The sequence below is a fragment of the Nocardioides alkalitolerans genome (genome assembly GCA_038184435.1).
Classification (GTDB): Bacteria; Actinomycetota; Actinomycetes; order Propionibacteriales; family Nocardioidaceae; genus Nocardioides; species Nocardioides alkalitolerans_A.
The window spans coordinates 3372157-3398187 of record CP116227.1 but is presented as its reverse complement, the minus strand read 5'-3'; the positions used below and the strand labels follow the sequence as shown (position 1 = coordinate 3398187).

The 26031-nt window shown below is 72.1% G+C and carries 23 protein-coding genes; 15 read left to right on the top strand and 8 right to left on the bottom strand.

The window, feature by feature from the left end:
• Positions 1-110 precede the first annotated feature (110 nt).
• The 10 genes from PIR53_16190 to PIR53_16145 all read left to right on the top strand — a co-directional run bounded on the left by PIR53_16190 (position 111) and on the right by PIR53_16145 (position 11764).
• On the top strand, positions 111-1523 hold the full coding sequence (locus PIR53_16190; GenBank protein ID WZH51549.1) for an ethanolamine ammonia-lyase subunit EutB: 1413 nt from the start codon (positions 111-113) through the stop codon (positions 1521-1523).
• The gene (gene eutC, locus PIR53_16185; GenBank protein ID WZH51548.1) at positions 1520-2281 is read left to right on the top strand and encodes an ethanolamine ammonia-lyase subunit EutC; all 762 of its coding nucleotides are present in this window, start codon (positions 1520-1522) and stop codon (positions 2279-2281) included. The genes PIR53_16190 and eutC overlap by 4 nt, the downstream gene beginning before the upstream one ends.
• 364 nt (positions 2282-2645) lie before the next feature.
• Positions 2646-4211 carry an ABC transporter substrate-binding protein gene (locus tag PIR53_16180; protein WZH51547.1) on the top strand — a complete coding sequence of 522 codons (1566 nt, stop codon included), beginning with the start codon at positions 2646-2648 and terminating at the stop codon, positions 4209-4211.
• Positions 4212-4235: 24 nt separating this feature from the next.
• Positions 4236-5186, top strand: coding sequence for an ABC transporter permease (locus PIR53_16175; protein WZH51546.1), 951 nt, complete (start codon positions 4236-4238; stop codon positions 5184-5186).
• A gap of 1 nt (position 5187) precedes the next feature.
• Positions 5188-6024, top strand: a complete 837-nt coding sequence (locus tag PIR53_16170; GenBank protein ID WZH51545.1) for an ABC transporter permease — start codon at positions 5188-5190, stop codon at positions 6022-6024.
• Positions 6021-7697, top strand: a complete 1677-nt coding sequence (locus PIR53_16165; protein ID WZH51544.1) for an ABC transporter ATP-binding protein — start codon at positions 6021-6023, stop codon at positions 7695-7697. Before PIR53_16170 ends, PIR53_16165 begins: the two co-directional genes overlap by 4 nt.
• 3 nt (positions 7698-7700) lie before the next feature.
• A complete protein-coding gene (locus tag PIR53_16160) occupies positions 7701-8759 on the top strand; it encodes a LysR family transcriptional regulator (protein ID WZH51543.1) in 1059 nt (352 codons plus the stop codon).
• Positions 8756-9544 carry a carbon-nitrogen hydrolase family protein gene (locus tag PIR53_16155; protein ID WZH51542.1) on the top strand — a complete coding sequence of 263 codons (789 nt, stop codon included), beginning with the start codon at positions 8756-8758 and terminating at the stop codon, positions 9542-9544. The genes PIR53_16160 and PIR53_16155 overlap by 4 nt, the downstream gene beginning before the upstream one ends.
• A 59-nt stretch (positions 9545-9603) precedes the next feature.
• Complete coding sequence (locus PIR53_16150; protein WZH51541.1) at positions 9604-10347, top strand: aldolase/citrate lyase family protein; 744 nt, start codon at positions 9604-9606, stop codon at positions 10345-10347.
• A 175-nt stretch (positions 10348-10522) separates the two neighbouring features.
• The gene (locus PIR53_16145) at positions 10523-11764 is read left to right on the top strand and encodes an IS30 family transposase (GenBank protein WZH54468.1); all 1242 of its coding nucleotides are present in this window, start codon (positions 10523-10525) and stop codon (positions 11762-11764) included.
• Between the two features lie 93 nt (positions 11765-11857).
• Here PIR53_16145 and PIR53_16140 read toward each other — a convergent pair whose 3' ends face one another.
• Positions 11858-12640: a response regulator transcription factor gene (locus tag PIR53_16140; protein WZH51540.1), complete on the bottom strand. Its 783-nt coding sequence runs from the start codon at positions 12638-12640 to the stop codon at positions 11858-11860.
• Positions 12641-12712: 72 nt separating this feature from the next.
• Here PIR53_16140 and PIR53_16135 point away from each other — a divergent pair, with 72 nt between their 5' ends.
• Positions 12713-13558: an SURF1 family protein gene (locus PIR53_16135; GenBank protein ID WZH51539.1), complete on the top strand. Its 846-nt coding sequence runs from the start codon at positions 12713-12715 to the stop codon at positions 13556-13558.
• Complete coding sequence (locus tag PIR53_16130) at positions 13555-13965, top strand: DUF3817 domain-containing protein (protein WZH51538.1); 411 nt, start codon at positions 13555-13557, stop codon at positions 13963-13965. The genes PIR53_16135 and PIR53_16130 overlap by 4 nt, the downstream gene beginning before the upstream one ends.
• A 69-nt stretch (positions 13966-14034) precedes the next feature.
• On the opposite strand, the gene PIR53_16125 is transcribed toward PIR53_16130, so the two are convergent.
• Complete coding sequence (locus tag PIR53_16125; GenBank protein ID WZH51537.1) at positions 14035-14688, bottom strand: hypothetical protein; 654 nt, start codon at positions 14686-14688, stop codon at positions 14035-14037.
• Positions 14689-14883: 195 nt separating this feature from the next.
• Here PIR53_16125 and PIR53_16120 point away from each other — a divergent pair, with 195 nt between their 5' ends.
• Positions 14884-15411 carry a peptidylprolyl isomerase gene (locus PIR53_16120; GenBank protein WZH51536.1) on the top strand — a complete coding sequence of 176 codons (528 nt, stop codon included), beginning with the start codon at positions 14884-14886 and terminating at the stop codon, positions 15409-15411.
• Entirely contained in the window at positions 15408-16334 is a 927-nt protein-coding gene (locus PIR53_16115; protein WZH51535.1) for a rhomboid family intramembrane serine protease, read from the top strand. The genes PIR53_16120 and PIR53_16115 overlap by 4 nt, the downstream gene beginning before the upstream one ends.
• Positions 16335-16574: 240 nt before the next feature.
• Here the strand turns inward: PIR53_16115 and PIR53_16110 are convergent, their stop codons facing one another.
• Positions 16575-17222 carry a cell division protein CrgA gene (locus PIR53_16110; protein ID WZH51534.1) on the bottom strand — a complete coding sequence of 216 codons (648 nt, stop codon included), beginning with the start codon at positions 17220-17222 and terminating at the stop codon, positions 16575-16577.
• 63 nt (positions 17223-17285) lie between these two features.
• On the opposite strand from PIR53_16110, the gene PIR53_16105 reads away from it, so the two are divergent.
• Positions 17286-18062, top strand: a complete 777-nt coding sequence (locus PIR53_16105; protein ID WZH51533.1) for a DUF881 domain-containing protein — start codon at positions 17286-17288, stop codon at positions 18060-18062.
• Between the two features lie 75 nt (positions 18063-18137).
• Here the strand turns inward: PIR53_16105 and pknB are convergent, their stop codons facing one another.
• From pknB to PIR53_16080, 5 genes are all read right to left on the bottom strand, one after another.
• Positions 18138-19907, bottom strand: coding sequence for a Stk1 family PASTA domain-containing Ser/Thr kinase (gene pknB, locus PIR53_16100; protein ID WZH51532.1), 1770 nt, complete (start codon positions 19905-19907; stop codon positions 18138-18140).
• Positions 19908-19975: 68 nt separating this feature from the next.
• Positions 19976-21514 carry a serine/threonine-protein kinase gene (locus tag PIR53_16095; GenBank protein WZH51531.1) on the bottom strand — a complete coding sequence of 513 codons (1539 nt, stop codon included), beginning with the start codon at positions 21512-21514 and terminating at the stop codon, positions 19976-19978.
• 2 nt (positions 21515-21516) lie between these two features.
• A complete protein-coding gene (locus PIR53_16090) occupies positions 21517-22980 on the bottom strand; it encodes a penicillin-binding protein 2 (protein WZH51530.1) in 1464 nt (487 codons plus the stop codon).
• Positions 22977-24383, bottom strand: a complete 1407-nt coding sequence (locus tag PIR53_16085) for an FtsW/RodA/SpoVE family cell cycle protein (GenBank protein WZH51529.1) — start codon at positions 24381-24383, stop codon at positions 22977-22979. Before PIR53_16085 ends, PIR53_16090 begins: the two co-directional genes overlap by 4 nt.
• Complete coding sequence (locus PIR53_16080; GenBank protein WZH51528.1) at positions 24383-26029, bottom strand: protein phosphatase 2C domain-containing protein; 1647 nt, start codon at positions 26027-26029, stop codon at positions 24383-24385. The genes PIR53_16085 and PIR53_16080 overlap by 1 nt, the downstream gene beginning before the upstream one ends.
• Between the last annotated feature and the right edge of the window lie 2 nt (positions 26030-26031).

Here is a 26031-nt window from a genome sequence, read left to right as displayed (position 1 = left end):
CGTGACAACTCGACGCAGCCTCCATAAGCACCCCGACCGATCGTGCATGGATCCACGCATGGAGCGGCGCGTGTAACACGCGGGTGACAGGACCGGCCTACGGTCGCAGGGTGACCGTGTTCCGACAGACCCTCGGGCCGACGACGTACACCTTCGGCCACCTCGTCGAGCTCATGGCGAAGGCCTCGCCACGCCGCTCGGGCGACGAGCTCGCCGGGTGCGCGGCGGAGACCGACGCCGAGCGGGCCGCCGCGCAGTGGGCGCTGGCCGACGTGCCGCTCGACCTCTTCCTCACCGAGCTGCTCGTCCCCGCCGAGACCGACGACGTCACGCGCCTCGTCCTCGAGCAGCACGACGCCGCGGCGTACCGGCAGATCTCCCACCTCACCGTCGGCGGCCTGCGGGACTGGCTCCTCGACACCGTCACCCGCGACGACGCCGCCGACCGGCTCGCCGGCATCCGCTGGGCTCTGACGCCCGAGATGGTCGCCGCGGTCAGCAAGCTGATGCGCAACCAGGACCTCGTCACCGTCGCGCGGGCCGTGCAGGTGACGACGGCGTTCCGCACGACGGTCGGCCTCCCGGGCCGGCTGTCGACCCGGCTGCAGCCCAACCACCCGACCGACGACCCCCGCGGCATCACCGCGGCCACCCTCGACGGGCTCCTCCTCGGCGCCGGCGACGCCGTCATCGGCATCAACCCGGCCACCGACTCGCCCCAGGCCGTCAGCGACCTGCTGCACCTGCTCGACGACGTGCGCCAGCGCTACGAGATCCCCACCCAGTCGTGCGTCCTCACCCACGTCACCACGTCGATCGGGCTCATCGAGGCGGGCGCCCCGGTCGACCTCGTCTTCCAGTCCATCGCGGGCACGCAGGGTGCCAACGAGGGCTTCGGTGTCACGATCGACCTGCTCCGCGAGGCCAACGAGGCTGCGCGCTCGCTGCGGCGCGGCACCGTCGGCGACAACGTCATGTACCTCGAGACCGGCCAGGGCTCCGTGCTCTCCGCGGACGCGCACCTCGGCACCGAGGGCCGTCCCGTCGACCAGCAGACCCTGGAGGCCCGGGCGTACGCCGTGGCCCGTGACCTCGACCCGTTCCTCATCAACACGGTGGTGGGGTTCATCGGCCCGGAGTACCTCTACGACGGCAAGCAGGTCGTGCGCGCCGGGCTCGAGGACCACTTCTGCGCCAAGCTGCTGGGCCTGCAGATGGGCGCCGACGTCTGCTACACCAACCACACCGAGGCCGACCAGGACGACATGGACGTGCTGCTCACGCTGCTGGCCGCGGCCCGCGTCGGCTTCGTCATCTGCGTGCCGGGCGCCGACGACGTGATGCTGGGCTACCAGAGCCTCGGCTTCCACGACGCCCTCTACGCCCGCGACCTGTTCGGCACGCGCCCCGCGCCCGAGTTCGAGGAGTGGCTCACCCGCTGCGGCCTCATGTCGGAGAGCGGTCGCGTCCTGCCCGTGGACCCGAGCACCTCGGTGCTCCGCACGCTGGGAGCGGGCGCATGAGCGACGACGACTTCTGGGCCGCGCTGCGCCGCACCACCCAGTCCCGGATCGGCCTCGGCCGCGCCGGCGACACGATGGCGCTCGGCGACGTGCTCGCCTTCCGCGCGGCCCACGCGCAGGCGCGCGACGCCGTGCACGTGCCGGTCGACGTCGACGCCCTGGTGGCGGACCTCGAGTCCCGAGGACTCGGTACGCCGCTGCTGGTGGCCAGCAAGGTCGCCGACCGTGGTGAGTACCTGCGCCGGCCCGACCTCGGGCGTCAGCCCCGCGACCTGGAGCACCTCCCGCGGGACACCGGGGCCGACATCGGGATCGTGCTCGCCGACGGGCTCTCGGGCCAGGCGCTCACCGACCACGCGCCCGCGCTCGTCGCGGCCCTCGTCGAGCGCCTGACCCCGCGCTACTCGCTCGCTCCCCTCGTCGTCGCCACCAACGCCCGCGTGGCGCTCGGCGACCACGTGGGCGCCCACCTCGGCGTCGAGACGCTGCTGGTGCTCGTGGGCGAGCGGCCCGGCCTGTCGGTGCCGAGCAGCCTCGGCATCTACCTGACCCACCACCCGCGCCCGGGACGCCGGGACTCGGAGCGCAACTGCGTCTCCAACGTGCACCCGCCGGACGGGCTCGACCACGCCCACGCCGCCCGGATCGTCGACGCCCTCGTGGCCGGCGCGCGGGACCTCGGCGAGTCGGGGGTGCGGCTCAAGGACACCTCGCGCTCGCTCGACGCCGCGGCGGACGGGCCGGCCGCGCTCTCCTGACCGACCGCTCGTCCACCATGTGACCCGACCGGGCGCTCGGTGTGACGGCGGTCGCGTCCGACGTGACGGCGACCACCCGCGCCCGCCCGGGTGCCCGGCCGAGACTCCCCTCACAGCGCTGACCTGCAGGATTAACGGCAGCGCAACCGGACTGACCCGATCCGTTCGTCCCGTGTCCGCCGCGTTGCCCCCGCATGACGGCGGCATTACATAAGCGGATCCTTATTCTGCTCCGCAGTAGATCTATTGGACGCATATGTTGCGGGCCGCGCATAGTCCTCTCGACCCCTCCGCCTGACGCTCGGTTCGAAGGCGGTTCACGTCGGCACCCCCGAGCCGATCTGCACACCCCCGAGAGGACCCCATGCGCACCTCCCTCACGTCCCGGCTCCGCGCCGCGGCCCGTCCCCGTACGGCAGCGCTCACGGCGGCCGCTGTCGCCTCCATGACCCTCGCCGCCTGCGGCGGCGGCAGCGGCAGCTCCGACGACCCCGGCACGCTCCGCTTCGGCCTGTCCGCCGAGCCGGTCACCCTCACGACCGGTGTCTGGCAGGGTTCCGCCACCAACTTCGTCCTGACGCTCATCCACCGCGGGCTCATGACGCTCGACGAGGACGGCGAGCTCGTGCCCGGCCTGGCCGCGTCGGTCGAGACGCCCGACCCCACGACGTACGTCTTCACCCTCCACGAGGGCCTGACCTTCTCCGACGGCTCGCCGCTGACGGCGACCAACGTGAAGAACTCCCTCGAGTACTACGCGAACCCCGACAACGGCTCGACCCTCATCGCCGGCCTCCAGGACATCGCGTCCATCACGGCCGACAGCGACACCCAGGTGACGGTCACGCTCGAGGCGCCCAACAACGCGTTCCTCGAGTTCCTCGCCGTGCCGACCGCGGCGATCGTGCCCGACGCGAGCCTCAACGCCGAGACGCCCAACATCGTCGGCGCCGGCCCGTTCGAGATCGAGGAGCAGAACGAGGGCGTCGGCATGACGCTCGCGAAGTTCGACGGCTTCTACGACGCCGAGGACGTCGCGCTCGACGAGATCGACGTGGCCTACTACCCCGACGGCGACGCCCGCGCCAACGCCCTCGTGAGCGGCGACGTCGACATGATCGACTACGTCACCTGGGAGAACTTCGACCGCGTCGGCAGCACCGACGGCGTCGAGCTCGCCGCCCAGCCCGGCCCCTTCCAGTACGTCCAGTTCAACGTCACCGACGGCCCGTTCGCCGACCCGCTGGTGCGCGAGGCCGTGGCCTACGCGATCAACCGCGACAACGCGCTGACCGCCGCGTTCCAGAGCAACGGCCAGCCGCTCGAGGGCGTCGTCACCTCCGACGACCCGGCCCTCGAGGGCCTGGGCGACGAGCTGTGGAGCTACGACCCCGACCGCGCGAAGGAGCTGCTGGCCGAGGCCGGCTACCCGGACGGCTTCTCGGCGACCCTGCTCGCGACGTCGCAGTACACCTTCCTCCAGGACACCGCACTGTCGGTGCAGCAGGACCTCCAGGCGGTCGGCATCGACGTCACCCTCGACGCCCCCGACTGGTCGGGCCGCCTCGAGAAGGGCGCGGCCGGCGACTACGACCTCGCCGTCTCCGGCGACGTCGGCATCGTGACCAACCCGATCTACCTGCTCTCCTTCGTCCAGGGCCCCGACAACTTCAACCGCAGCTTCGGCTACGCGAACGAGGAGATCGCCGCGGCCCTGACGGAGGGCCTGCGGGCGACGGACGACGAGACCCGCGCCGCGGCGTACGAGGAGGCCTTCGACCTCTTCGCGACCGACGTGCCCTTCGCCTCGATCGACACCCGCGACCAGGCCTGGGCCTACAGCGACGACGTCGAGGGCTTCACCAACCTGTCCGGCTTCCACACGTTCTTCAGCGGCTACACGCTGGCGAACACCTCCATCGAGCGCTGAGAGAGCGTCGGAGAGGAACCTGTCGTGACCACGTACGTGCTGCGCAGGATCGGGGTGGGTATCGGACTCGTCCTCCTGGTCCTGACGCTCATCTTCCTGGCCCTGCACCTGGTGCCCGGTGACCCGGCGATGCTCCTGCTCTCGCAGGGCGACGGCGGCTCCGCGACCCCTGACGCGGTGGCCCGCGTGCGGGAGCAGCTCGGGCTCGACCAGCCGCTGCTGACCCAGTACTGGCAGTTCCTCTCCGGCGCCCTCACCGGCGACCTCGGGGAGTCGTTCCGCAACGGCCAGGCCGTCTCCGAGGCGATCGGCGAGCGTCTCCCTCGGACGCTCGAGCTCGTCGGCCTGGCCACCCTGATCGCGGTCGTCGTCGGCGTGCCGTGGGGCGCGCTGGCGGCCCGCCGGGGCGGCTGGTTCGACTCCGTCACCTCGGTGCTGACGTCGATCGGCGTCGCGCTCCCCGTGTTCGTCTTCGGCGCGCTCCTCGTGCTCCTGTTCTCGCTCGAGCTCGGGCTGCTGCCCGCCGGCGGGTTCACCGAGTGGGGGGACGACCCGGCCCGCCACGCCCAGCTGCTGATCATGCCGGCGATCGCGCTGGCCGTCGGCTTCGCCTCGACCGTGGCCCGCATGACCCGCTCCGCGGTGCTCGAGATGCTCCACCAGGACTGGGTCCGCACGGCGCGGTCCCTCGGCCTCTCGCGACGGACGGTCTTCCGGAAGTACGTGCTGCGCAACTCGCTCAACCCCGTCGTGACGACGGTCGGCATCGGCGTCGGCACCCTGCTCGGCTCGACGGTCCTCGTCGAGCGGGTCTTCAGCTACCCCGGCCTCTCCAGCCTGCTGGTCGACGCCGTCACGGCCCGCGACTACCCCGTCGTGCAGGGCGTCGTCATCACGATCGCCGTGCTCTTCGTGTCCATCAACATCATCGTCGACGTGCTCTACGGAGTGCTCGACCCGAGAGTGAGGCGCTGACATGCGACGCCGTCTGGCTCACGCGCTGACCCCGCTGCGGCTCGCCGCCCTGGTGTACGTCGGCCTCATGCTCCTCGTGCTCGTCGCCGCCCCGCTGCTGGCGCCGGCCGACCCCCTCTCGCAGGACGTGGCCGACCGCCTCGCCGGCCCCGGCGGGGCGCACGTCCTCGGCACCGACGAGCTGGGGCGCGACATCCTCAGCCGGATCATCTACGGCGCCCGGGTGGAGCTGCTCATCGCGCTCGGCGCGACGCTCGTGTCGATGGTGCTCGGCACCCTGCTCGGGCTCCTGGGCGGCTACTTCGGCGGCATCGTCGAGGTGATCACGATGCGGGTCGTCGTGGACGTCCTGCTCGCCTTCCCGCCGATCATCCTGGTGCTGCTCGCCGTGACGCTCCGGGGCCCCGGCACCGGCACCCTCATCGCGGCGATGGGCGTGCTCTTCGCGCCGACGTTCGCCCGCATCGCCTACGGCCAGGTGATCTCGGTGAAGCGGCTGGAGTTCGTCGAGGCGGCCACCGCCTTCGGGGCTCCGACCCGCACCCGGCTCTTCGGGGTGATCCTCCCCAACATCTCCGCCCCGCTCATCGTGCAGGTCTCGCTCACCATCGCGACCGCGATCCTGCTCGAGTCCGGCCTCAGCTACCTCGGGCTCGGCGTCGTGCCGCCCACCCCCTCGTGGGGCTCGATGGTGGCCCAGGGCCAGCGCTACCTGTCCAGCGACCCGCACGTCCTGCTCGTGCCCGGAGCCTTCGTGGTGCTGACGATCCTGGCCTTCGGCCTGGTCGGCGACGCCCTGCGCTCGGGGCTCGACCCGAAGTCGAGGAGCAACCGATGACCCAGCCCGTGCTCGAGAAGGCCCCGCCGCCGCCCGCCACGGCGCTGCTGGAGATCGACGACGTGTCCGTCGCCTTCGGGGGCGGCAAGAAGTGGAAGCCCGTCACCCACGGCATCAGCTTCTCCGTCGCACCCGGGGAGACCGTCGCCCTCGTGGGCGAGTCCGGCTCGGGCAAGTCGGTCACCGCGATGGCGATCCTGGACCTGCTGCCGGAGAACGCGCGCCGTACCGGCTCCATCCGGCTCGACGGGGAGGAGCTCGTCGGGGCGAGCGAGAAGCGGCTGCGCCAGGTGCGCGGCTGCGACGTCGCCGTGATCTTCCAGGAGCCGATGACGGCCCTGAACCCGGTCTACACGATCGGTCACCACCTCTCCCAGGCGATCCGCAGCCACCGCGACGTCTCCAAGGCGGAGGCGGCCGAGAAGGCGATCGCGCTGCTCCGGCAGGTGCACATGCCCAGCCCCGAGGAGAAGGTGAAGCACTACCCCCACCAGCTCTCCGGCGGGCAGCGCCAGCGCGCCATGATCGCCATGGCGATGGCCTCGGAGCCGCGGCTCCTCATCGCCGACGAGCCGACCACGGCGCTCGACGTGACCGTCCAGGCCGAGATCCTCGACCTGGTGCGCGAGCTGCAGCAGCGCACCGGCATGGGCGTCCTCATCATCACGCACGACATGGGCGTCGTCGCCGACGTCTCCGACCGCGTCGTCGTCATGCGCGACGGTCGCGTCGTGGAGACCGCCCCGTCCCGCGAGCTCTTCGCCCGCCCGCAGCACGACTACACGAAGGCCCTGCTCGAGGCGGTCCCGCGGCTCGGCTCCGGTACGACGAGCTCCGCCGTCGCCGACCGCACCGCGCCGCCCGTGCTGGAGCTCGAGGGCGTCGCCATCGAGTACCCCGGCTCCTGGCGGAAGGCCGGGTTCCGCGCCGGCCACGACCTCGACATCAGCGTCGCGCCCGGCGAGATCGTCGGCCTGGTCGGCGAGTCCGGCTCGGGCAAGTCGACCATCGGCCGCCTCGCGATGGGGCTGCTCCCCGTCGCCGAGGGCCGGATGGAGATCGGCGGGCGCGACGTGTCCGCCGGCTCGCGGGCCGACCTCGTCCACATCCGCTCCCAGGTCTCGATGGTGTTCCAGGACCCCGCGTCCTCGCTCGACCCCCGCCGCACCATCGGCCAGTCGATCACCGACCCGCTGCGCTGGACGGGGAAGCTCACGAGCGCGAAGGCCTGCCGGGCCCGCGCGCAGGAGCTCCTCGACGACGTGCGGCTGCCGAAGGAGTGGGTGGACCGCTACCCCCACGAGCTCTCCGGCGGCCAGCGCCAGCGCGTGGGCATCGCCCGCGCGATGGCGACCAACCCGCGCCTGCTCGTGGCCGACGAGCCGACCTCGGCGCTCGACGTGTCGGTGCAGGCCGCGGTGCTCGACCTGTTCTCCGACCTGCAGCGCGAGCACGGCTTCTCGTGCCTGTTCATCACCCACGACCTGTCGGTCGTCGAGCAGCTCGCGACCTCCGTCGTCGTGCTGCAGCACGGCCGGGTCGTGGAGCAGGGTCCCACCGCGCGGGTGCTCAACGCCCCGCAGGAGGACTACACCCGTCGTCTCATCGCCGCGGCCCCCGTGCCCGACCCCGACCTGCAGGCGCAGCGCCGCGCCCAGCGTCTGGGCGGCTGATCCGTGGAGACCCGACGGCTCGAGATGTACGTGTCGCTCGTCGACGCGCAGAGCTTCCGCACGGCGGCGGAGCAGCTCTTCATCAGCCAGCCCGCCCTCAGCCAGCAGATCATCCGGCTGGAGTCCGACCTCGGCATCCAGCTGCTCGACCGCTCCACCCGCCCGTTCACGGTGACGGCGGCCGGGCGCGAGTTCTACCTGCGCTGCCGCTCGGTGCTCGAGCAGGTGCACGGCCTCGAGGGCCTGCTCAACGAGCTCCAGGCCGGCGAGCTCGGCCGGGTGCGCGTGGCGCTGACCCGGGCGCTCGTCTACGGGCACCTGCCGGCGGTGATCAAGGAGTTCCGCGACGCCTCGCCGCGGGTCGACCTCCCCATCACCTACTCGACGACCGTGCAGATCCTCGAGGAGCTCGAGGGCGGCCGGCAGGACGTGGCGGTGCTCTACACCCGCCACACCGACAAGGGCTTCGCGTGCGTGGAGCTGTACGCCGAGCCGTACCTCCTCGCGCTGCCCGCCGACCACCCGCTGGCGGAGCGCACGGAGGTCGCGGTCGCGGACCTGCGCCACGAGCAGATCATCACCATCCCGCGGCACGCCGCGCCCGAGGTGCACGACGCCCTGGTGGTGGCGTGCATGAAGGCCGGGTTCTCCCCGCGGGGACCCGTGGCCGCCGGCTCCTACCTCGACCACATCGGCATGGTCGCGGCCGGCGCGGGCGTCTCGTTCCTGCCGCGGTCGCTCGCCGCGACCCGCCTGCCCAACGTCGTCTACCGCCCGATCGTGGAGCCCCGCCTCACGGCGACGGCCTACCTGGTCTGGCACCCCGAGCGCGCCACCCCGGAGGTCCAGCGCTTCCTCGACGTCGTCGTCGCCGCCTACCAGCGTGACGCCGACGCCGAGCGGCCCTGGATGCCGGCCTACCAGGACGCCCTGGCGGCCGAGGGCCGCCACAGCCACCGCGACGGCGACGACCCGTGGCTGGCCGCCCCGAGCCCGTCCGCCGTCGACGCCCCCCTGTCGTCCACCGTCCCGTTCCGCTCCCGAGAGGAGAACAGCGCATGAGGATCGCGCTCTGCCAGATGCTGACCACCGAGGATAAGGAGGCCAACCTCGCGCAGATGGCCCGCCTCGCCGAGGTGGCGGTCGCCCGGGGGGCGGACCTGCTCGTCTTCCCCGAGTTCGCGATGTTCGAGCTGCCAGCCATGTCGCGCGACTTCGTCGCCGCCGCCGAGCCCCTCGACGGCCCGTTCGCGGGCCAGGTCGCCCAGCTCGCCAAGGAGCACGGCGTCGCGATCGTCTTCGGCCTCGTCGAGACGTCGCCCGACCCGGACCGGGCCTACAACTCGCTGCTCGTGCTCGACGCCGACGGGCAGCGCGTCGCGGCGTACCGCAAGCAGCACCTCTACGACGCGTTCGGCTACCGGGAGTCGGAGTTCATCTGCCCCGGCGACCTCGACGCTCCCGAGACCTTCGAGGTCGACGGCGTCACGGTGGGTCTGCTGACCTGCTACGACCTGCGCTTCCCCGAGGCGGCCCGTCGTGTCGTCGACGCGGGCGCCGACGTGGTGCTCTACCCCGCCTCGTGGGTGCCGGGCCCCCGCAAGGAGTACCACTGGAAGACCCTCCTGCTCGCCCGCGCCATCGAGAACACCGTGTTCGTCGCGGGCGTCTCCCAGGCGCCGCCGATGGGCATCGGCTCCGCCGTGGCCGTCGACCCGATGGGCACGGTGCTCGCCGAGCTCGCCGAGGCCGTCGACGTGACCGTCTTCGACGTCGACACCGCCCGCACCGGCGTGGTGCGCGCGAGCAACCCCAGCCTGGCCAACCGCCGCTACCGCATCGCCTGAGCGGCCGGCGTGATCCCGCGCCGTACCGACCCCTGCACGTTCCCCGAAAGGACCTCCCCATGACCACGACCCCGCAGCTCGGCGCCTGGCTCTCCGACTCCAACACCGCCGTGGCGGAGATCGTGGCGAAGCTCGGCTACGACTTCGTCATCCTCGACATCGAGCACGGCCCCTTCGACCTCGAGACGCTCGAGCGCTTCCTGCCCGTGCTCAAGGGCCTGGGCCTCAAGGTGCTCGCGAAGGTGCTCGTGCCCGAGCGCGGCCCGATCCAGCAGGCGCTCGACTTCGGCGCCGACGGCGTGATCATCCCGCACATCGAGAACCTCGAGCACGCGAAGCTGATCACGAGCTACGCGAAGTTCCCCCCGCTGGGCGACCGCAGCGCGGCCGGCGGCCGCACGGTGGGCTACGGCGGGTTCAGCGAGGAGTGGTACCGCAACGCCGACGCCACCACCCTCGTCTTCCCGATGATCGAGGACGCCGGCGCGTTCGACGACGCCGAGGCGATCCTGGCGCTCGACACCGTCGACGGCGTCTTCATCGGCCCTACCGACCTCTCGCTGCGCCGCGGCCGTGGCCACTACACGCGCAGCGAGGAGGACTTCGCCGACATCGCGCACATCGCGAAGCTCGCCGAGGCCGCCGACAAGCCGTGGGTGCTCCCCGCCTGGTCGGAGGCGGAGAAGCGCCTCGCCGTCGAGCACGGTGCCGCGTTCATCGCGCTGCAGATGGTGCACGAGGCGATCGTGCAGGGCTTCACGGCGCCCAAGGAGCTGATGGAGGGCATCCTCGCCGAGGCGTGACCCGCAGCGGGAACCGCGGCGCGTGCCGCACACCGACGCCGACGGGCGGCGGGACCCTCGAGTCCTGCCGCCCGTCGGTCTTGTCGTGCGGGGGGCGGGGCAGGGGCCGGAACTGTGCGCCTGGTGCAGCTCGGATCGTGGCGGTTTCAAGGGGTTAGTGCAACGCCCTGTGTGGATGGGGTGTGTGGTGGCGATCTTGAGGTCGGTGCGGCTGGTGTTCTGGGCTGCGGTCGGGGAGGGGATGTCGATCGATGCGGCCGCGAGGTCTGCGGGTGTGTCGAGCCGGGCTGGGCATCGCTGGTTCGCTCAGGCTGGCGGGGTGAAGCCAGTTGCTGCACCGACCGCAGCCGGGTATCGACGGCTCTCAATCCTCGAGCGTGAACGGATCCATGCCGGCATGGAGCGAGGTGAGTCGATCCGGATGATCGCGGCGGCGCTCGGTCGGGCGCCCTCGACGGTGAAGCGTGAGATCGACAAGAACCTGTTCCACCAGCGGTACGGCTCCCCGGGTAGCCGTGGCCCGAAGCGGCGGGTGCCGTGGAACTACTCGCCCCACAGCGCGCAGCTACGGGCAGAGCGTCGGGCTCGTTGCCGGGCCCGGCCCGCGAAGCTGGTGCTGAACCAGCGGCTGCGGCAGGAGGTGCAGAATCGGCTGAGCGATGAGCACAGTCCCGCTCAGATCGCCTGGCGGCTGCGCCGTGACTTCCCCGACGATCCGGAGATGTGGGTGTCTCACGAGACGATCTACCAGTCGCTGTATGTGCAAGGCCGCGGCGCGTTGCGTCGCGACCTGCATACCCGGCTACGGACGGGACGAGCGTTGCGCAGACCGCGGCGCCGAGACGGTGAGCGACGCGGTCGGATGCCGGGCATGGTCAACATCAGCGAACGCCCCGCCGAGGTGGCCGACCGAGCTGTGCCCGGGCATTGGGAAGGCGACCTGATCATGGGCGGCACCGCCTCACGCAGCGCGATCGGCACCCTGGTCGAGCGGGCCACGCGTTTCGTGATGTTGCTGCACCTGCCCGAGGGCTACGGCGCCGACGCCGTCGAGCGCGCCATGGTCACCACGATGAGCCAGCTGCCCGAGGTGTTGCGCAAGACCCTGACCTGGGACCAGGGCCGAGAGATGAGCAACCACGTCCGGATCGCTGCCGCAACGGATCTGGAGATCTACTTCTGCGACCCCCACTCGCCCTGGCAACGCGGCACCAACGAGAACACCAACGGGCTGCTGCGTCAGTACTTCCCCAAGGGCTCCGACCTATCGGTCTATCAGGCCGACTACCTCGACCACGTCGCCCGCAAGCTCAACAACCGGCCACGCGCCACCCTTGACTGGAAGAGCCCAGCCGAAGCCCTCGACGAACTACTGTCCAACCCGACAGGACCAACCGGTGTTGCGCTAACAGGTTGAAACCGCCCGTGCGGGACGTGTCCCAGCTGCACACTTCACGGCCCCCTGACCGGCACCGTCAACGGGACCGGCGACCGAACGACCGCGAAGGGGTCAGGCAGCCGACATGCGGTAGCCGACGCCCCGCACGGTGTGGATGATCGACTTGTCGCCGGAGGCCTGCGTGAGCTTGCGGCGGAGGTTGCCGATGTGGACCTCGACGAGGTGCGAGTCGCCGACCCAGTCGTTGCCCCACACGGTGCGCAGCAGCGCCTCGCGGGTCCAGACCCGCGCCGGCGTGCGCATGAGGTGGGTGAGCAGGTCGAACTCGGTGCGCGTGAGGTCGACCTCCGCGTCCTCGACGAACGCCCGGCGTCCGTCGACGTCGATGCCGACGACGCCGTGCTGGAGCACCTCGTGGCCCTCGGGCACGGCGATGCCGCCGAGCACGATCGGCTCGGCGCCGCTCGACACGGACTCGGCCGCCGGCCCCGTCGGCGCGCTGCGCGGACGCCGGAACATCGCGGTGACGCGCGCCTGGAGCTCGCGCGGGCTGAAGGGCTTGACGAGGAAGTCGTCGGCGCCGGTCTGCAGCGCCATGAGCCGGTCGACCTCGTCCTGGCGGGCGGAGACGACCACCAGGTAGGCGTCGGAGAACTCGCGCACGCGCCGGCACACCTCGAGACCGTCGATGCCCGGCAGGCCGAGGTCGAGGGTGATGAGGTCGGGCTCCCACTCGCGGGCCAGCTGCAGGCCGTCGCGACCGGTCGCCGCCGTGCGGATCACGAACCCCTGTGCCGACAGCGTGAGGTCGATCAACGACCGGATGTCCGCATCGTCCTCGACGACGAGGGCACGACGATCAGGGCTGCCGTCCCCCGCGACTCCTGGCTCCACAATCGGCGATTCTGTCAGATGGGTCGCCATCCGCGTCGTAGGCCCGGCCGAGCCGGTCCGTACTCTTGACCCGTGCCCCCGTCCCGCCTCCACCCGGTGCTGCGGCCGCGCGTCTGGCCGCTCCACCTGCTGGGCGTCGTCGCCGTCGTGGTGGCGGTGTCGCTGGGGCTGTGGCAGTACGGCGCGTGGCAGGCCCACCGCGAGCGCGCGGCCGCCGAGGTGAGCACGCAGGACCCGGCGCCGCTCGCCGACCTGCTCGTGCCGGGCGAGGGCTTCCCGGGGGCCGACGTGGGCGCGCCCGCCGAGCTCGAGGGCACCTGGCGCGACGACCTCACCTTCCTCGTCGACGACCGCCGGGTCGACGGCGTGGCGGGCAGCTGGATCGTCACGCCGGTCGCGACGACCGACGGCGACGGGGCCCTGCTGCCCGTGGTGCGGGGCTGGACCACGGACCCGGGGTCCGCGCCCCCGGCGGAGGGCACCGTCACCGGCGCGGGCTGGCTGCAGCCCGGCGAGGGCACGGGCGCCGTCGACGACGACCCGACCGACCGCGTGCTGCCCCAGCTGCGTCTCGCCGACGTCGTGCGGCTCGTCGACGCGGACATCTACCCGGGCTACCTCGTGCTCGACATCGACGGCGAGACCGGCGTCGTCGCCGACAACGCCGCCGCCGACGGGCTGAGCGCCGTGACGCCCGACCAGGTGCCCGAGATCGCGCCGAACACGAGCCTCCGCAACCTGCTCTACGCCATCGAGTGGTGGGTCTTCGCCGCCTTCGCCGCCTTCGTGTGGTGGCGCTTCGCCCGGGACGAGGTCGACCGGGCGCGGATCGCCGACGCCGAGCCCGAGGCGGGCGACGGGAGCAGCACCGACCCGGCGGAGGACGCTCAGGAAACGGCAGTAGCGTCATCCTCGTGAGAGGCACCCTGCTCCGTTACCGCGTCATGGCCACGATCGTCGGCGTCCTGCTGATCGTGCTGATCCTCGTCGGCGTCCCGCTGGCGAACTTCGACGGCTCGTCGATGTGGGGCTTCATCCCCAGCACCCCGGCCTGGGTCACCCCCGGTTCCGGCGCCCAGCAGCTCGGCGAGGACATCACGCACTACCTCGGCGTGGCGCACGGCTGGCTCTACATGATCTTCCTCGTCACGGCGTTCCTCCTCGCCCGCAAGGCGCTGTGGGAGCCGGGCTTCACCGTCGTCACGCTGCTCTGCGGCACCGTCCCCGTGCTGTCCTTCTGGGCCGAGCACCGCGCGACCCAGCGGGTCCGCCGGGAGTACGCCGACGAGCTCGCCCCCGGCGCCACCGCAGGCCCGCGGGCCTGACAGTCGCCGACACGCAGAACGGCCGCCCCGATCGGATCGGGGCGGCCGTTCGTGCGGTGCGGGTCGGGCTCAGGCCTTGTCGTCGTCGATCCGGACGACCTCGGCCGGGTCGTCCGGCGTGGTGACGGGGTGCGGCTGCTCGGCCGAGTCGGCCAGCGCCTCGCCGGGGCCCGCGCCACCGTTCTCGTCGGCCTGCGGGGCGTCGGGGTCGGCGGCAGCGGCCGGCTTCGTCGCCGGGTTGCTGGCCGGAGCCGGCGGCGGGGGCGGCGTGTAGGTCGACTGCCAGTTGTCGCCACCGCTGCTCGTCAGCTTCTTCACCGCGAACGCGGCACCGCCCGCGAGGAGCGTGAAGAGCACCAGCTTGCGCAGGCGGCCCTTCTTCTTCGGCGGGTCGCTCTGCAGGTCGGCGACCTTCGCCTCCGCCTTCTGCAGACCGGCGAGGGCCTTGGCAGCCGCCAGGTCCTTGCCGTCGATCACCTTGGCGCGACCCTGCGCGACGTACGGCGCGGCCGTGGCCGCAGCGGCACCCGCGGCAGCAGCGGCCTTCGCCTTGCCGTCGGCGACGTGCGGCGCCGCCTTCTCGCGGGCCTCGGCGATCACCGGGGCCGACTTCTCCTTCGCGGCCTCGACCGCGGCCTCGATCTGGGGCCGCACGGTGTCGGCGAGCTCGCTCGCCTTCTCCTGTGCCTGCTCGAGGATCGTCTTCTTCTTCCGGAAGCCCATCACAGTCCTCTCTCGTCGCTTTCGACTCATTCGATCATGCCGTGCCAAGCCGCGCCGTACACCTGCGTCCCGGACCGGTTCCCCGGCCGGGCCGGGCGCAGCCGTGCAGGTCCCGGCACCACGGCGTTGCGCGTGCGTGCGAGCATTGCGGGGGCGGCGGAACGGCCGTCCGAGCAGACGAACGGAAAGGCTGACATGGCTGACCTCAAGGCCACCCTGAAGACGAACCGCGGCGACATCGTCGTGACCCTCTTCCCCAACCACGCGCCGAAGACGGTCGACAACTTCGTCGGGCTCGCCGAGGGCACGAAGGACTACAAGGACGACGCCGGTCGCAGCGGCGTGCCGTACTACGACGGTCTCGGCTTCCACCGGGTCATCGACGGCTTCATGATCCAGGGCGGTTGCCCGCTCGGCACCGGCACCGGCGGCCCGGGCTACACCTTCGACGACGAGATCCACCCGGAGCTCGTCTTCGACAAGCCCTACCTGCTCGCCATGGCCAACGCCGGCACCCGCATGGGCAAGGGCACCAACGGCTCGCAGTTCTTCATCACCACCACGCCGACCGCGTGGCTGAACCGCAAGCACACGATCTTCGGCGAGGTCGTCGACGAGGAGTCGAAGAAGGTCGTCGACGCCATCGGCACCACCAAGACCGCCGCCGGCGACCGCCCGGTCGAGCCGGTCGTCATCGAGTCGGTGGAGATCACCCGCTCGTGAACGACGTCCCGGCCGGGGTGCCGGTCTGCTACCGCCACCCCGGCCGGGAGTCGCACATCGCGTGCCAGCGGTGCGGGCGGTACATCTGCCCCGACTGCATGCGGGAGGCCTCCGTCGGCTTCCAGTGCCCCGACTGCGTCGCCGCGGGCCAGCGCAGCATCCGCCGCCCCACCACTCCCTTCGGAGGTGAGCGCACGGCGCGGCCCGAGCTGACGTCGTACGTGCTCATCGCGATCAACGCCGCCGTCTTCGTCGCCCTCCTCGCCGCCGGCGGCGCCAACAGCGCGCTCGGCCGCCTGCTCCTGCTGACGCCCCGGGGGGCGTGCGAGACGGGTGGGGGGCAGGTGTACGTCGACGTCTCGAACGCCACCGCCTGCGGCTTCGCGCCCGGCGGGTCGTGGACCGAGGGCGTCACGACCGGCGCCTTCTGGCAGCTGGTGACCAGCGGGTTCTCCCACGTCGCCATCTGGCACATCGCGGGCAACATGCTCGCGCTCTACTTCCTCGGCCCGTTCGTCGAGCGGGTGACGGGTCGCTGGCGCTTCCTGGCCATCTACGTCGTCTCCCTCCTCGCCGGGTCGGCGGCCGTCATGTGGCTCTCCGAGCCCTACTCGTCGACCCTCGGCGCGTCCGGCGCGATCTTCGGCCTCATCGGCGCGGCGCTCGTCGTCGTGCTGCGGGTCGGCGGCGATCCTCGCCAGCTCGCGCTCTGGCTGGGCCTCAACGTCGTGATCACCATCGCCGGCGGCAGCGGCATCTCCTGGCAGGGCCACCTCGGCGGCCTCCTGGGCGGCATCGCGGCGGCCAGCGTCATCGTGCTGGCGCCCCGCCGCAACCGTGTGCTGTGGCAGGCGAGCGGCCTGCTCGCCGTCGCGGCGGTCGTGATCGGGCTGGTCGCGCTCCGCGTCGCCGAGCTCGTCTGAGGCGGAATCACACGCGTGTAAGTTCTCCACACTGTGGATAACCCCTGTGGATAAGTTGGCGGTCGGTTCCCCGGCTGACCGGGGAACCAACCACTTAGACCATCAAATTTGATGGTCTAAGTGGCGTGTTCCCCGGTCAGCCGGGGAAACAACCGGCCCGCTCACCCTCCACAACGGCCGGAAATGCGAACGACGCCGGCCCGCGGGTGCGGGCCGGCGTCGTCGTGCGTGCGGGGTGGGCTACTCCCACTTGGTGGCGTAGGAGAACCCAACGGCCATGAACGCGATGCCGACGACCAGGTTCCACTGGCCGAGGGCGCCGAAGACCCAGATCGACGAGATGTCGTCGGCGAACAGGTAGAACGTGCAGATCCACAGCAGGCCGATGCCGAAGCACGCGAGCATGCCGACGACGACGCCGTTGCCCCGACCGAGCGGGGTGGAGCGGTGCGCGCCGACGATGAGGCCGAGCAGGATCGCGCCGAAGCCGATCGCGTAGTTCCACAGCCCGAGCTCCCACACCCAGCGGCGCGGCTTCTCCTCGTCGGGGATGAGGCTCCACTGGTCGAAGTTGTCGAGGCCGAGGGAGCGCCACGTCAGGGTGATCCACGCGATGCCGGCGACGACGAGCAGCACCATGAGCACGAACCGCAGGCTCAGCAGCGGCGGCCGCTCCCCGGCGAGCGGGTCGCGGCGGCTCTGCAGGCGACCACGCAGTCCACCGGGCGCAGCCTTCACGGCCGCCTTGTCCTTCACGGCCGCCTTGTCCTTCGCGGTCGCCTTCGACGTGCCCTTCGTCTTCGACGCGGACGTCGCGGACTTCGACGACGTCGACGACGCCTCCGACGTCTCCGAGGTGCTCTCGGGATCGGACTGGGACTTGCTCACGACATCTCCTCGTCGGACGACGCGGTCGTGCAGGTTCGCACGCCGCGGGCTAGCGTAGTCGTCGTGCCCCCCGGTCCTCACCCGAGCCCGTCGAGCGACGCGCCGCGCGCCCTGCGCCCGCGGTCGCGGTCGTGGCGCTGGGGCACGCCCGTGGTGCTGCTCCTCTCGGGCGGGCTGTTCGTCGCGAGCGCCCTCAGCAGCGACGGCACGGACCTCCGTCCGGGGCGCTACCAGGACCTCGCGGGCCTCGTCAGCAACGAGGCCGCGCAGGCGGAGGCCCTCACGGAACGGGTCAACGACCTCGACAGCGAGGTGCAGCAGCTCTCCGAGGGTCTCGGCGACGCCCAGGTCGACGACCTGCAGAGCCAGGTCGAGACCTTGCGGGCGCCGGCGGGCCTCACGGAGGTCACCGGCTCCGGCGTCACCATCACGCTGAGCGACGCCCCGCTGTCGGTCCGGGAGTCCTCCGACCTCAACCAGAACCTCCACGTCGTGCACCAGCAGGACATCCAGACCGTCGTCAACGCCCTGTGGGCCGGCGGCGCGGAGGCCATCACGATCCAGGGCCAGCGCATCGTCACCACGACGGGCATCAAGTGCCAGGGCAACGCGATCCTCCTGCAGGGCATCGCCTACCCGCAGCCCTACGTCATCTCCGCGATCGGCGACCCGACCGCGCTCGAGACCGCGGTCGACGACGACGCGACGATCGCGACGTACCGCGAGCAGGCCGCCGACCCCCGCATCGCGGTGGGCTGGGAGATGCAGGAGGAGGACGACCTGGTCGCGAGCGAGTACCGCGGACTCCTCGACGTCCAGCTCGCCGAGCCGCTCGGCTGACCTCCCACCCCGGTACGCCGCGGGTCCACCCACGCACGAGCCCCCCGCCCGGATCGGGCGGGGGGCTCGGGTGCGCTACGGGATCAGTCCGCCGCCGTTGCCGGGGTCGGGCTCCTCGGTGGCCGGCGGTTCGGTGTCCGGGGGCGCGGTCGTCTCCGGGGGCGGCTCCGGGGCCCGGTAGTTGTTGTAGACGATCGTCACCGTGTCGCCCTGGCTGAGGGTGCGGCCCTCGCCGGGGGACTGGCGCACGACCTCGCCGAACGCCTTCGTCTCGTCGAGCGTCGGGATGGCGTCGGGCTCGAAGCCCTGGGCCCGGATGGCTGCCTCGGCCTCGGTGCGGGTCGACCCCACGACGTTCGGCACGGCCTTCGGGCCCCGCGAGACGTCGAGCGTGACGACGGTGCCGGGGGCGAACTCGCCGCCGTTGCCGCCCTCCGGGTCCATGGCGACGACGGTGCCCGCCTCCTCGTCGGAGTCGACGTCCTCGCACCGCGCGTCGAACTCGGTCAGCTGCGCGAGCGCCTCCTCGCACGTGTCGCCCGTGACGTCGGGCAGCATCACCGTCTCCGGTCCCGTGGAGACGATGAGCGTGATCGTCGTGCCGGGTTCCGCGAACGTGTCGCCGGACGGGTCCGTCCCGATGACCAGCCCCTCCTCGACGGTGTCGCTCGTCTGGGGCTCCACCTGGCCGGCGACGCGGAAGCCCGTGTCGGCCAGCTCCGTGCGGGCCACCTCCTGGGTCTCGCCCGCGACGTCGGGGACGGCCTTGTCGGTCGGCGGGTCCTCGAAGAGGTCGACCCGGTTGACGAACCACACGAACACGAGGGCCAGCGCGATGAGCAGAGCCACGATGGCCGCGACCCACGGTCCCCGCCGCGGCCCGCGCTCCGGGGCGGCTGCCTCGGGCACGCGCCGCGTCGGCGGCGGTACGGCCGGGGTGGCGCCCGCGGTCGGCTGCTCGGCCTCGTCGGGGATGACGGGAGCCTGCACGGGCCGGCCCGCGAGGTAGCGCTCGATGTCGCTCCGCATCTGCGCGGCGCTCTGGTAGCGGTCCTCGACGCGCTTGGCGAGCGACTTCATGACGATCTGGTCGATCTCGGGCGCCAGCGTGGGGTCGAGCTCGGAGGGGCGCTGCGCCTGCTCCCGCACGTGCTGGTAGGCCACCGCGACGGGGGAGTCGCCCACGAACGGCGGTCGGCCGGTGAGGAGCTCGTAGAGCAGGCAGCCGGCGGAGTAGACGTCGGAGCGCGAGTCCACGACCTCGCCGCGGGCCTGCTCGGGCGAAAGGTACTGCGCCGTGCCGACGACCGCGGCCGTCTGCGTCATCGTCGAGGAGGCCTCGGAGATGGCGCGGGCGATGCCGAAGTCCATGACCTTCACGTCGCCGCTCGGGGTGAGCATGACGTTCCCGGGCTTGATGTCGCGGTGGATGATGCCGGCGCGGTGGCTGTAGTCGAGCGCCGACAGCACGCCGCTCGTGATCTCCAGGGCGCGCTCGGGCAGGATCTTGCGGCCCTCGCGGAGCACGTCGCGGAGCGTGCGGCCCGCCACGAACTCCATGACGATGTAGGGCTGCGCGACGCCGTCGTCGGAGATCTCCTCGCCCGTGTCGTAGGTCGACACGATCGAGGGGTGGTTGAGCGACGCCGACGACTGGGCCTCGCGGCGGAAGCGCGCCTGGAAGGTCGCGTCGCTCGCGAGGTCGGTGCGCAGGCGCTTCACGGCCACGACGCGGCCGAGCCGCGTGTCGGTGCCCTTGCGCACCTCGGCCATGCCGCCGCGGCCCAGCAGCCCACCGAGCTCGTAGCGCCCGCCCACCAGGGTCGGGCTGTCGGCGTCCGTCATCGCTCTCCCTCCGGGCCCACCGCGGGGCGCGGGGGCGAGTACCTCGGGTCAGACACGGTCCGGGTTCCTCACGGTGCTTCGGTGGTCGCGGTGTCGGTCGGGACGGGCAGGGTCGGCTCGGTCTCGGTCGGCTGGGTCTCGGTCGGCTCGGGCTCCGGCTCGGGCTCGGGGTCCGGCTCGGGACCCCAGAACTCGACGGTGACCGAGTCGCCCGCGGTGAGCCCGGTGGACGGCCGGATGTCGCTGACCGTGTTGGGCACCTCGGAGCCGTCGTTGTCGAGCTCCTCCCGCGAGACCTCGAGCCCGAACTGGTCGCGCAGCTCGTCGCGCACCTCGTTGACGTTGCGCCCCCGGTAGGAGTCCACGTCGAGGTCGAAGGTCTCCGGCGCCGTCGACGTCGTCTCGCTCGTCGGCTCCGACGTCGTCGGCTCCGAGGTCGTCGAGCTCGGCGGCGGCGCGGACGAGGTCTCGCTCGGCGGCGCGGCCGGATCGTCGTCGTCCCCGCCGCTCGTCGCGACGAAGATCCACACGAGCGCGGCGACGAGCAGCAGCGCGAGCACGCCCGCCACCCACGGCAGCACCGGCTTCCGGCGCCGCTCCTCGGGTTCCACGGGCTCGGTCGTCTCCTCGGTGACGACGGCCGCGGCCCCGGTGGGCGGGAAGGCGGTGGCGGCGGCCGCAGCCGCGGGGACCGCCGCGCCGCCGAGCACCTGCGTGGCCTGGGTGGGCTCGGGCTCGACCGCGGCGGCCGCGGGGGCCGCGACCGACGAGGGGTCGCGCAGGGCGCGCGCGAGCTCCGCCCCGTCGGCGAACCGCTCCTCCGGCTTCTTGGCCATCGCGCGCCGTACGACGCTCGCGAGGCCCGGCGGCACGTTGCCCGGCAGGTCGGGCACGGGGTCGCGGAGGTGGGCGAGCGCGGTCGCCACGGCCGTCTCGGCGACGAAGGGCCGGCGCCCGGCGAGGCACTCGAAGGCGACCACGCCGAGCGAGTAGACGTCGGCGGCCGGTCCGGCCGTCATGCCCTGCGCCTGCTCGGGCGAGATGTACTGCGGCGTGCCCATGACCATGCCGGTCTGGGTGAGCGCGAGCCCGTCGGCGGCGCGGGCGATGCCGAAGTCGGTGATCTTCACGGTGCGGTCGGGCGTCACCAGCAGGTTCGCGGGCTTCACGTCGCGGTGCACGATGCCGGCGCGGTGCGCGGCGCCGATGCCGTCCGCGGCCTGGGCGATGATGTCGACGACGATCGCCGGGTCCATCGGCTGGTCGGGGCGCAGCAGCGCGGAGAGCGGCTGGCCGTCGACGAGCTCCATGACGAGGTACGGCCGCGTCGAGTCCGAGCCGTCGGACGTCGCCGACTGGCCGAAGTCGAAGATGCCGGCCACGTTGGGGTGGAACAGCGCGGCGGCGTTGCGCGCCTCGGTCTCGAAGCGTCCGCGGAAGGTGGGGTCGTCGGCGTACTCCGCCTTGAGGATCTTGACCGCGACGACGCGGCCGAGCACGGTGTCGGTCGCGCGCCACACCTCCCCCATCCCGCCGGTCGCGACGCGGGCGTCGAGGCGGTAGCGGTGCGCGTCGTCGGCGAAGCGCTCGGGGTTGTTCGGATCCATCGTCACTCTCCCACTCCCAGTGCCTGCTCCATGACGGCCTTCGCGATGGGGCCGCCGAGGCCACCACCGGAGATCGACACGTTCGGCGAGACGTTCTGCAGCATGACGGCGACGGCGACCTGCTGGCCGTCACGCTCGCCGTAGGACACGAACCACGCGTACGGCCGGCAGCCGTCGCAGTTCTCCGCCGTACCGGTCTTGCCGCCCACCTCGACCCCGTCGATGCGGGCCTGGCGGGCGGTGCCCTGCTCGACGGTGTTGACCATCAGCTCCTGCAGGATCCCGGCGGTGCGCGAGGAGACGACCTCGGCCCGCTCCTCGGGCTCGTGGCGCGTGATGGTCTCGCCGTCGGGCGAGGTGACGCGGTCGATCAGGTAGGGCTCCATGAGCACGCCGTCGTTGGCGATCGTGGCCGCCACCATCGCCATCTGCAGGGGCGTGGCGCGCACGTCCTGCTGGCCGATGCCCGACTTCGCGAGGAGGTCGTCGGAGGCGTTCTCGGGGTACGCCGACGCGGCGGTGCCCGGGTAGTCCTCGGCCGGGTCCGCGTTGAACCCGAAGGCGTCGGCCACCTCGGTCATGCCCTCCTGGCCCTCCTCGACCGCCAGCTGCAGGAACGTCGTGTTGCACGACTGCTCCATCGCCTGCGAGAGCGAGACCGTGGTCTCGCCGCAGGAGCGCCCGCCGTTCGCGATCGACGTGCGGGTGCCCGGCAGCTGGTAGCTGCTGCCGCCCGGCACCTGCGTGTTCGCGTCGACGTCGGGGTGGTCCTCCAGGTACGCCGCGGCGGTGACCAGCTTGAACGTCGAGCCCGGCGGCAGGGTGGTCGCCACGGCCCGGTTGGTCAGCGGGTTCGCCTCGTCGTCGTAGAGCGCCTGGTAGTTCTCCTGGACCTGGTTGACGTCGCGCAGCGCCAGCTGGTTGGGGTCGAAGGTCGGCAGCGACACCGACGCCAGGATCCGGCCCGTGCTGGGCTCGAGCGCCACGACAGCGCCCTGCACCTCGTCGCCCTGGGCGGCGAGCTGGTCGTAGGCGACCTGCTGCACGTCGGGGTCGATGGTGAGGCCGACGTTGCTGCCCGCCGGGTTGCGGTTGGCGAGCAGGTCGGAGAGCTGGTTGACGAAGAGGCTCGGGTCGTCGCCGGAGAGCACGCGGTTCTGCGAGCGCTCGAGGCCCGAGGCGCCGCCGAAGTAGAACCACCCGGTCATGTGCGCGTACGGCGCGGCCACCGGGTACTGCCGCTGGTAGAGGTAGCGGTCGTCCACCGGCACGCTGAGCGCGATCTCCGTGTCGCCCGCGAGGATCGAGCCGCGTTCGGCGGAGAAGCGGGCCTCCTGCACACGACGGTTCTCGGGGCGGTCGTTGAGCTCCCCGGACCGGAAGAACTGCAGGTTGGTCGACTGCGCGAGCAGGGCGACGAAGAGGAGCATGCAGAACACGCCCACGGTGCGGATCGGCTTGTTCACGGCTTCACCACCTTGACCACCTGCGTCGCCTCGTCCGCCCCCGAGTCGTAGGTGCCGTAGGGCTCCTCGACGCCCGGGAGCGGGCGGCGGGCCTGGTCGGAGATGCGGAGCAGGAGGCCGACGAGCACCCAGTTGGCGACGAGCGACGAACCGCCGTAGGAGAGGAACGGGGTGGTCAGGCCGGTCAGCGGGATCAGGGTGGTCACGCCGCCCACGACGACGAAGACCTGCAGCGCGACGATCGTGGCGAGGCCGGTGGCGACCAGCTTGCCGAAGCCGTCGCGGCAGACCAGGGCGGTGCGCAGGCCCCGCTCGACGATGATCGCGAACAGCAGGATGACGGCCATGACGCCCGTCAGGCCGAGCTCCTCGCCGATGGCGCCCATGATGAAGTCGGACTCCGCGAAGGGGATGCGCCACGGCTGCCCCTCGCCGAACCCGCGGCCGATCAGGCCGCCCCAGGCCATGCCGAACATCGACTCGACGAGCTGGCCGCTGCCGGGGGTGCGGTCGACGTAGTCGAAGGGCGAGAGCCAGATGTCGAAGCGGTTCCGCACGTGGCTGAAGGCCTGGTAGCCGAGGAACGCGCCGGCGACGAACAGCCCGCCGCCCACGACGAGCCAGCCCGGGCGCTCGGTCGCGACGTACAGCAGCACCAGGAACATGCCGAAGAACATCAGCGACGACCCGAGGTCCCGCTGGAAGACGAGGATGCCGAGGCTGACGAGCCACATGCCGAGGATCGGGCCCAGGTCGCGGCCGCGGGGCAGGTCGACGAACAGCAGGCGGCGACCCGCGAGCGCGAGCGCGTCGCGGTGCAGCACGAGGTAGCCCGCGAAGGTGATGACGAGCAGCAGCTTCGCGATCTCGCCCGGCTGGAAGGAGAAGCCGGCGACGTTGATCCAGATCCGGGCGCCGCGCACCTCGTTGCCGATGATCGGCATCATCGGCAGCAGCAGCAGGCCGATCGCCAGCAGGCCCGACGTGTAGGTGTAGCGCTGCAGCACGCGGTGGTCGCGCAGCAGGGTGATCGTCAGGATGAAGAGGACGACGCCGAGGGTCATCCAGATCAGCTGCTGGCGCGCGAAGTTGCTGTTGTTGGCCAGGTCGAGCCGGTGGATCACCGCGAGGCCGAGCCCGTTGAGGGCGGCGACGACGGGGAGCAGGATCGGGTCGGCGTACTGCGCCGTCATGCGGATCGCCACGTGTGCGGCGATCATCAGCACGGCCAGCCAGCCCGTGTAGCCGATCATGTCGGGCGGGACCTCGCCCTCGATGCCGAGACCGACGGCCGCGTAGGCCCCGGCCCCGACGCCGAGCGCCAGGATCAGGAGGAACAGCTCGGCGCCCCGGCGGGACCGGTGGACGAACTGGTCGGGGGAGGCGGAGGTGACCTGGGACATCAGCCGACCTCGGGGGAGTCGACGCCGGTGGACTGCAGCTCGGCGGTCGGCGCGGACGTGGGACCCGACGTGGGGGAGGACGGCATGTCCTCCGTCTCGCCGGGCGTCTGTCCCTGGTTCTCCTCGCTGGAGCCGCTGCCGCTCGTGCCCGCGGCCTCGGCGTCCTCCAGCGCGGTCGTCCAGCGGCGCTCGAACTCGTCCTTGGCGCTGTCGACGTCGTCGTGGACGGGCAGGCCGTCCTGGATCGCGTCGGCGAGGCGGGGGTTGACGGCCTCCACGTCCTCGATCGAGATGTCCGTGCCTTCGACGGCGTCCTGCAGGGAGAACCCGGCCAGGCTGTAGTCGAAGCCGCGGTAGACGACGACCTCGCCGTCCTGGACGCCGACGTAGTAGCGGCCCTGGAGGAAGCCGTAGCCCGCGCCGACCGCCGCGGCGAGCAGCCCGGCGACGACGACCAGCCAGAAGAAGCGCTTGACCCACACGAACCGGCGCGGCGGCAGCGGCGCGTAGCGCGCGGCCTCGGGGTCGATGGGGTCGCTCGGGATCGCCCAGCCGACGTCGGGCGGGATGGTCGCCTGCACCGGCTCCATCTCGCCGGTGTCGCCCGAGCGGTGGCCCCGGAAGAGCCCCGTGAGCCCGGTGGCGCGGCGCGGCAGGTCGGCCGCCGCCCCGACGAGCAGGGGCTCGGTCTCGACAGGCTGCCGGGTGACGTCGGCGACCACGCAGGTCACGTTGTCGGTGCTGCCCGCCTCGAGGCTGGCGCGCACGAGCTCGACGGCGGCGTAGTCGGGGGTGCCGGAGCCCAGGATGTCGAGCAGGCGCTCGTCGTCGAGCACGCCGCACGCGCCGTCGCTGCACAGCAGGAGCCGGTCGCCCTCGGCGACGTCGACCACGAACAGGTCGGGGTCGGTCTCGTGGACGCCGTCGAGGGCCTTGAGGATGAGGTTGCGGTGCGGGTGCGTGCGCGCCTCCGCCTCGGTGATCCGGCCCTCGTCGATGAGGCTCTGCACGAAGGTGTGGTCCTTCGTCAGCTGCGTGATCTCGCCGGAGCGCACCAGGTAGGCACGGCTGTCGCCGACGTGGGCGATCCCGAGGCGGGCGCCGTCGAAGACCGCGACCGTCGCCGTCGTGCTGGTGCCGTTGAGGCTCGGGTCGTCGTCCACCAGCTCGCCGATGCGGTTGTGGGCGCGGAGCAGGCCGCCCGCGACCTGGCCGAGCAGGTCGTCGGCGGGGCCGTCGTCCAGCTTGCGCAGCTGCCCGATGGCCGTGCTGGAGGCGACGTCACCGCGGGCCGCGCCGCCGACACCGTCGCAGACGGCGAGGAGGTGGGGGCCGGCGTACCCGGAGTCCTGGTTGTCCTTCCGCACCCGGCCCACGTCGGAGACGGCGGAGAAGTCGAGGTGGAGCCCGACGCGGTCACCGGGGACCGCCGGCACCTCGCCGGTGGTCTCGTTGGGTCCGATCTCCGTGTAGTCCAACCGCTCCTCGGCCTCCGCCGGGATGACGGGACGGGGCGCGGTGTCGTCGGCGGCCGGGGCGAAGGCCTGGTCGTCGGAGGAGCTCTCGGGCCGGATCGTCGGCACCTCGCGGGTGCTGTCGTCCGGCTCGTCGGGAGTCGTGTCGGGCCCGTCGGGTGTGCGCGTCACGG

Coding starts and splice junctions, on each gene's coding strand:
- eutC (WZH51548.1), top strand. CDS start 1,520: ATGAGCGACGACGACTTCTGGGCCGCGCTGCGCCGCACCACCCAGTCC.
- PIR53_16180 (WZH51547.1), top strand. CDS start 2,646: ATGCGCACCTCCCTCACGTCCCGGCTCCGCGCCGCGGCCCGTCCCCGT.
- PIR53_16170 (WZH51545.1), top strand. CDS start 5,188: ATGCGACGCCGTCTGGCTCACGCGCTGACCCCGCTGCGGCTCGCCGCC.
- PIR53_16165 (WZH51544.1), top strand. CDS start 6,021: ATGACCCAGCCCGTGCTCGAGAAGGCCCCGCCGCCGCCCGCCACGGCG.
- PIR53_16155 (WZH51542.1), top strand. CDS start 8,756: ATGAGGATCGCGCTCTGCCAGATGCTGACCACCGAGGATAAGGAGGCC.
- PIR53_16150 (WZH51541.1), top strand. CDS start 9,604: ATGACCACGACCCCGCAGCTCGGCGCCTGGCTCTCCGACTCCAACACC.
- PIR53_16145 (WZH54468.1), top strand. CDS start 10,523: ATGGGGTGTGTGGTGGCGATCTTGAGGTCGGTGCGGCTGGTGTTCTGG.
- PIR53_16125 (WZH51537.1), bottom strand. CDS start 14,688: ATGGGCTTCCGGAAGAAGAAGACGATCCTCGAGCAGGCACAGGAGAAG.
- PIR53_16120 (WZH51536.1), top strand. CDS start 14,884: ATGGCTGACCTCAAGGCCACCCTGAAGACGAACCGCGGCGACATCGTC.
- pknB (WZH51532.1), bottom strand. CDS start 19,907: ATGACGGACGCCGACAGCCCGACCCTGGTGGGCGGGCGCTACGAGCTC.
- PIR53_16095 (WZH51531.1), bottom strand. CDS start 21,514: ATGGATCCGAACAACCCCGAGCGCTTCGCCGACGACGCGCACCGCTAC.
- PIR53_16085 (WZH51529.1), bottom strand. CDS start 24,383: ATGTCCCAGGTCACCTCCGCCTCCCCCGACCAGTTCGTCCACCGGTCC.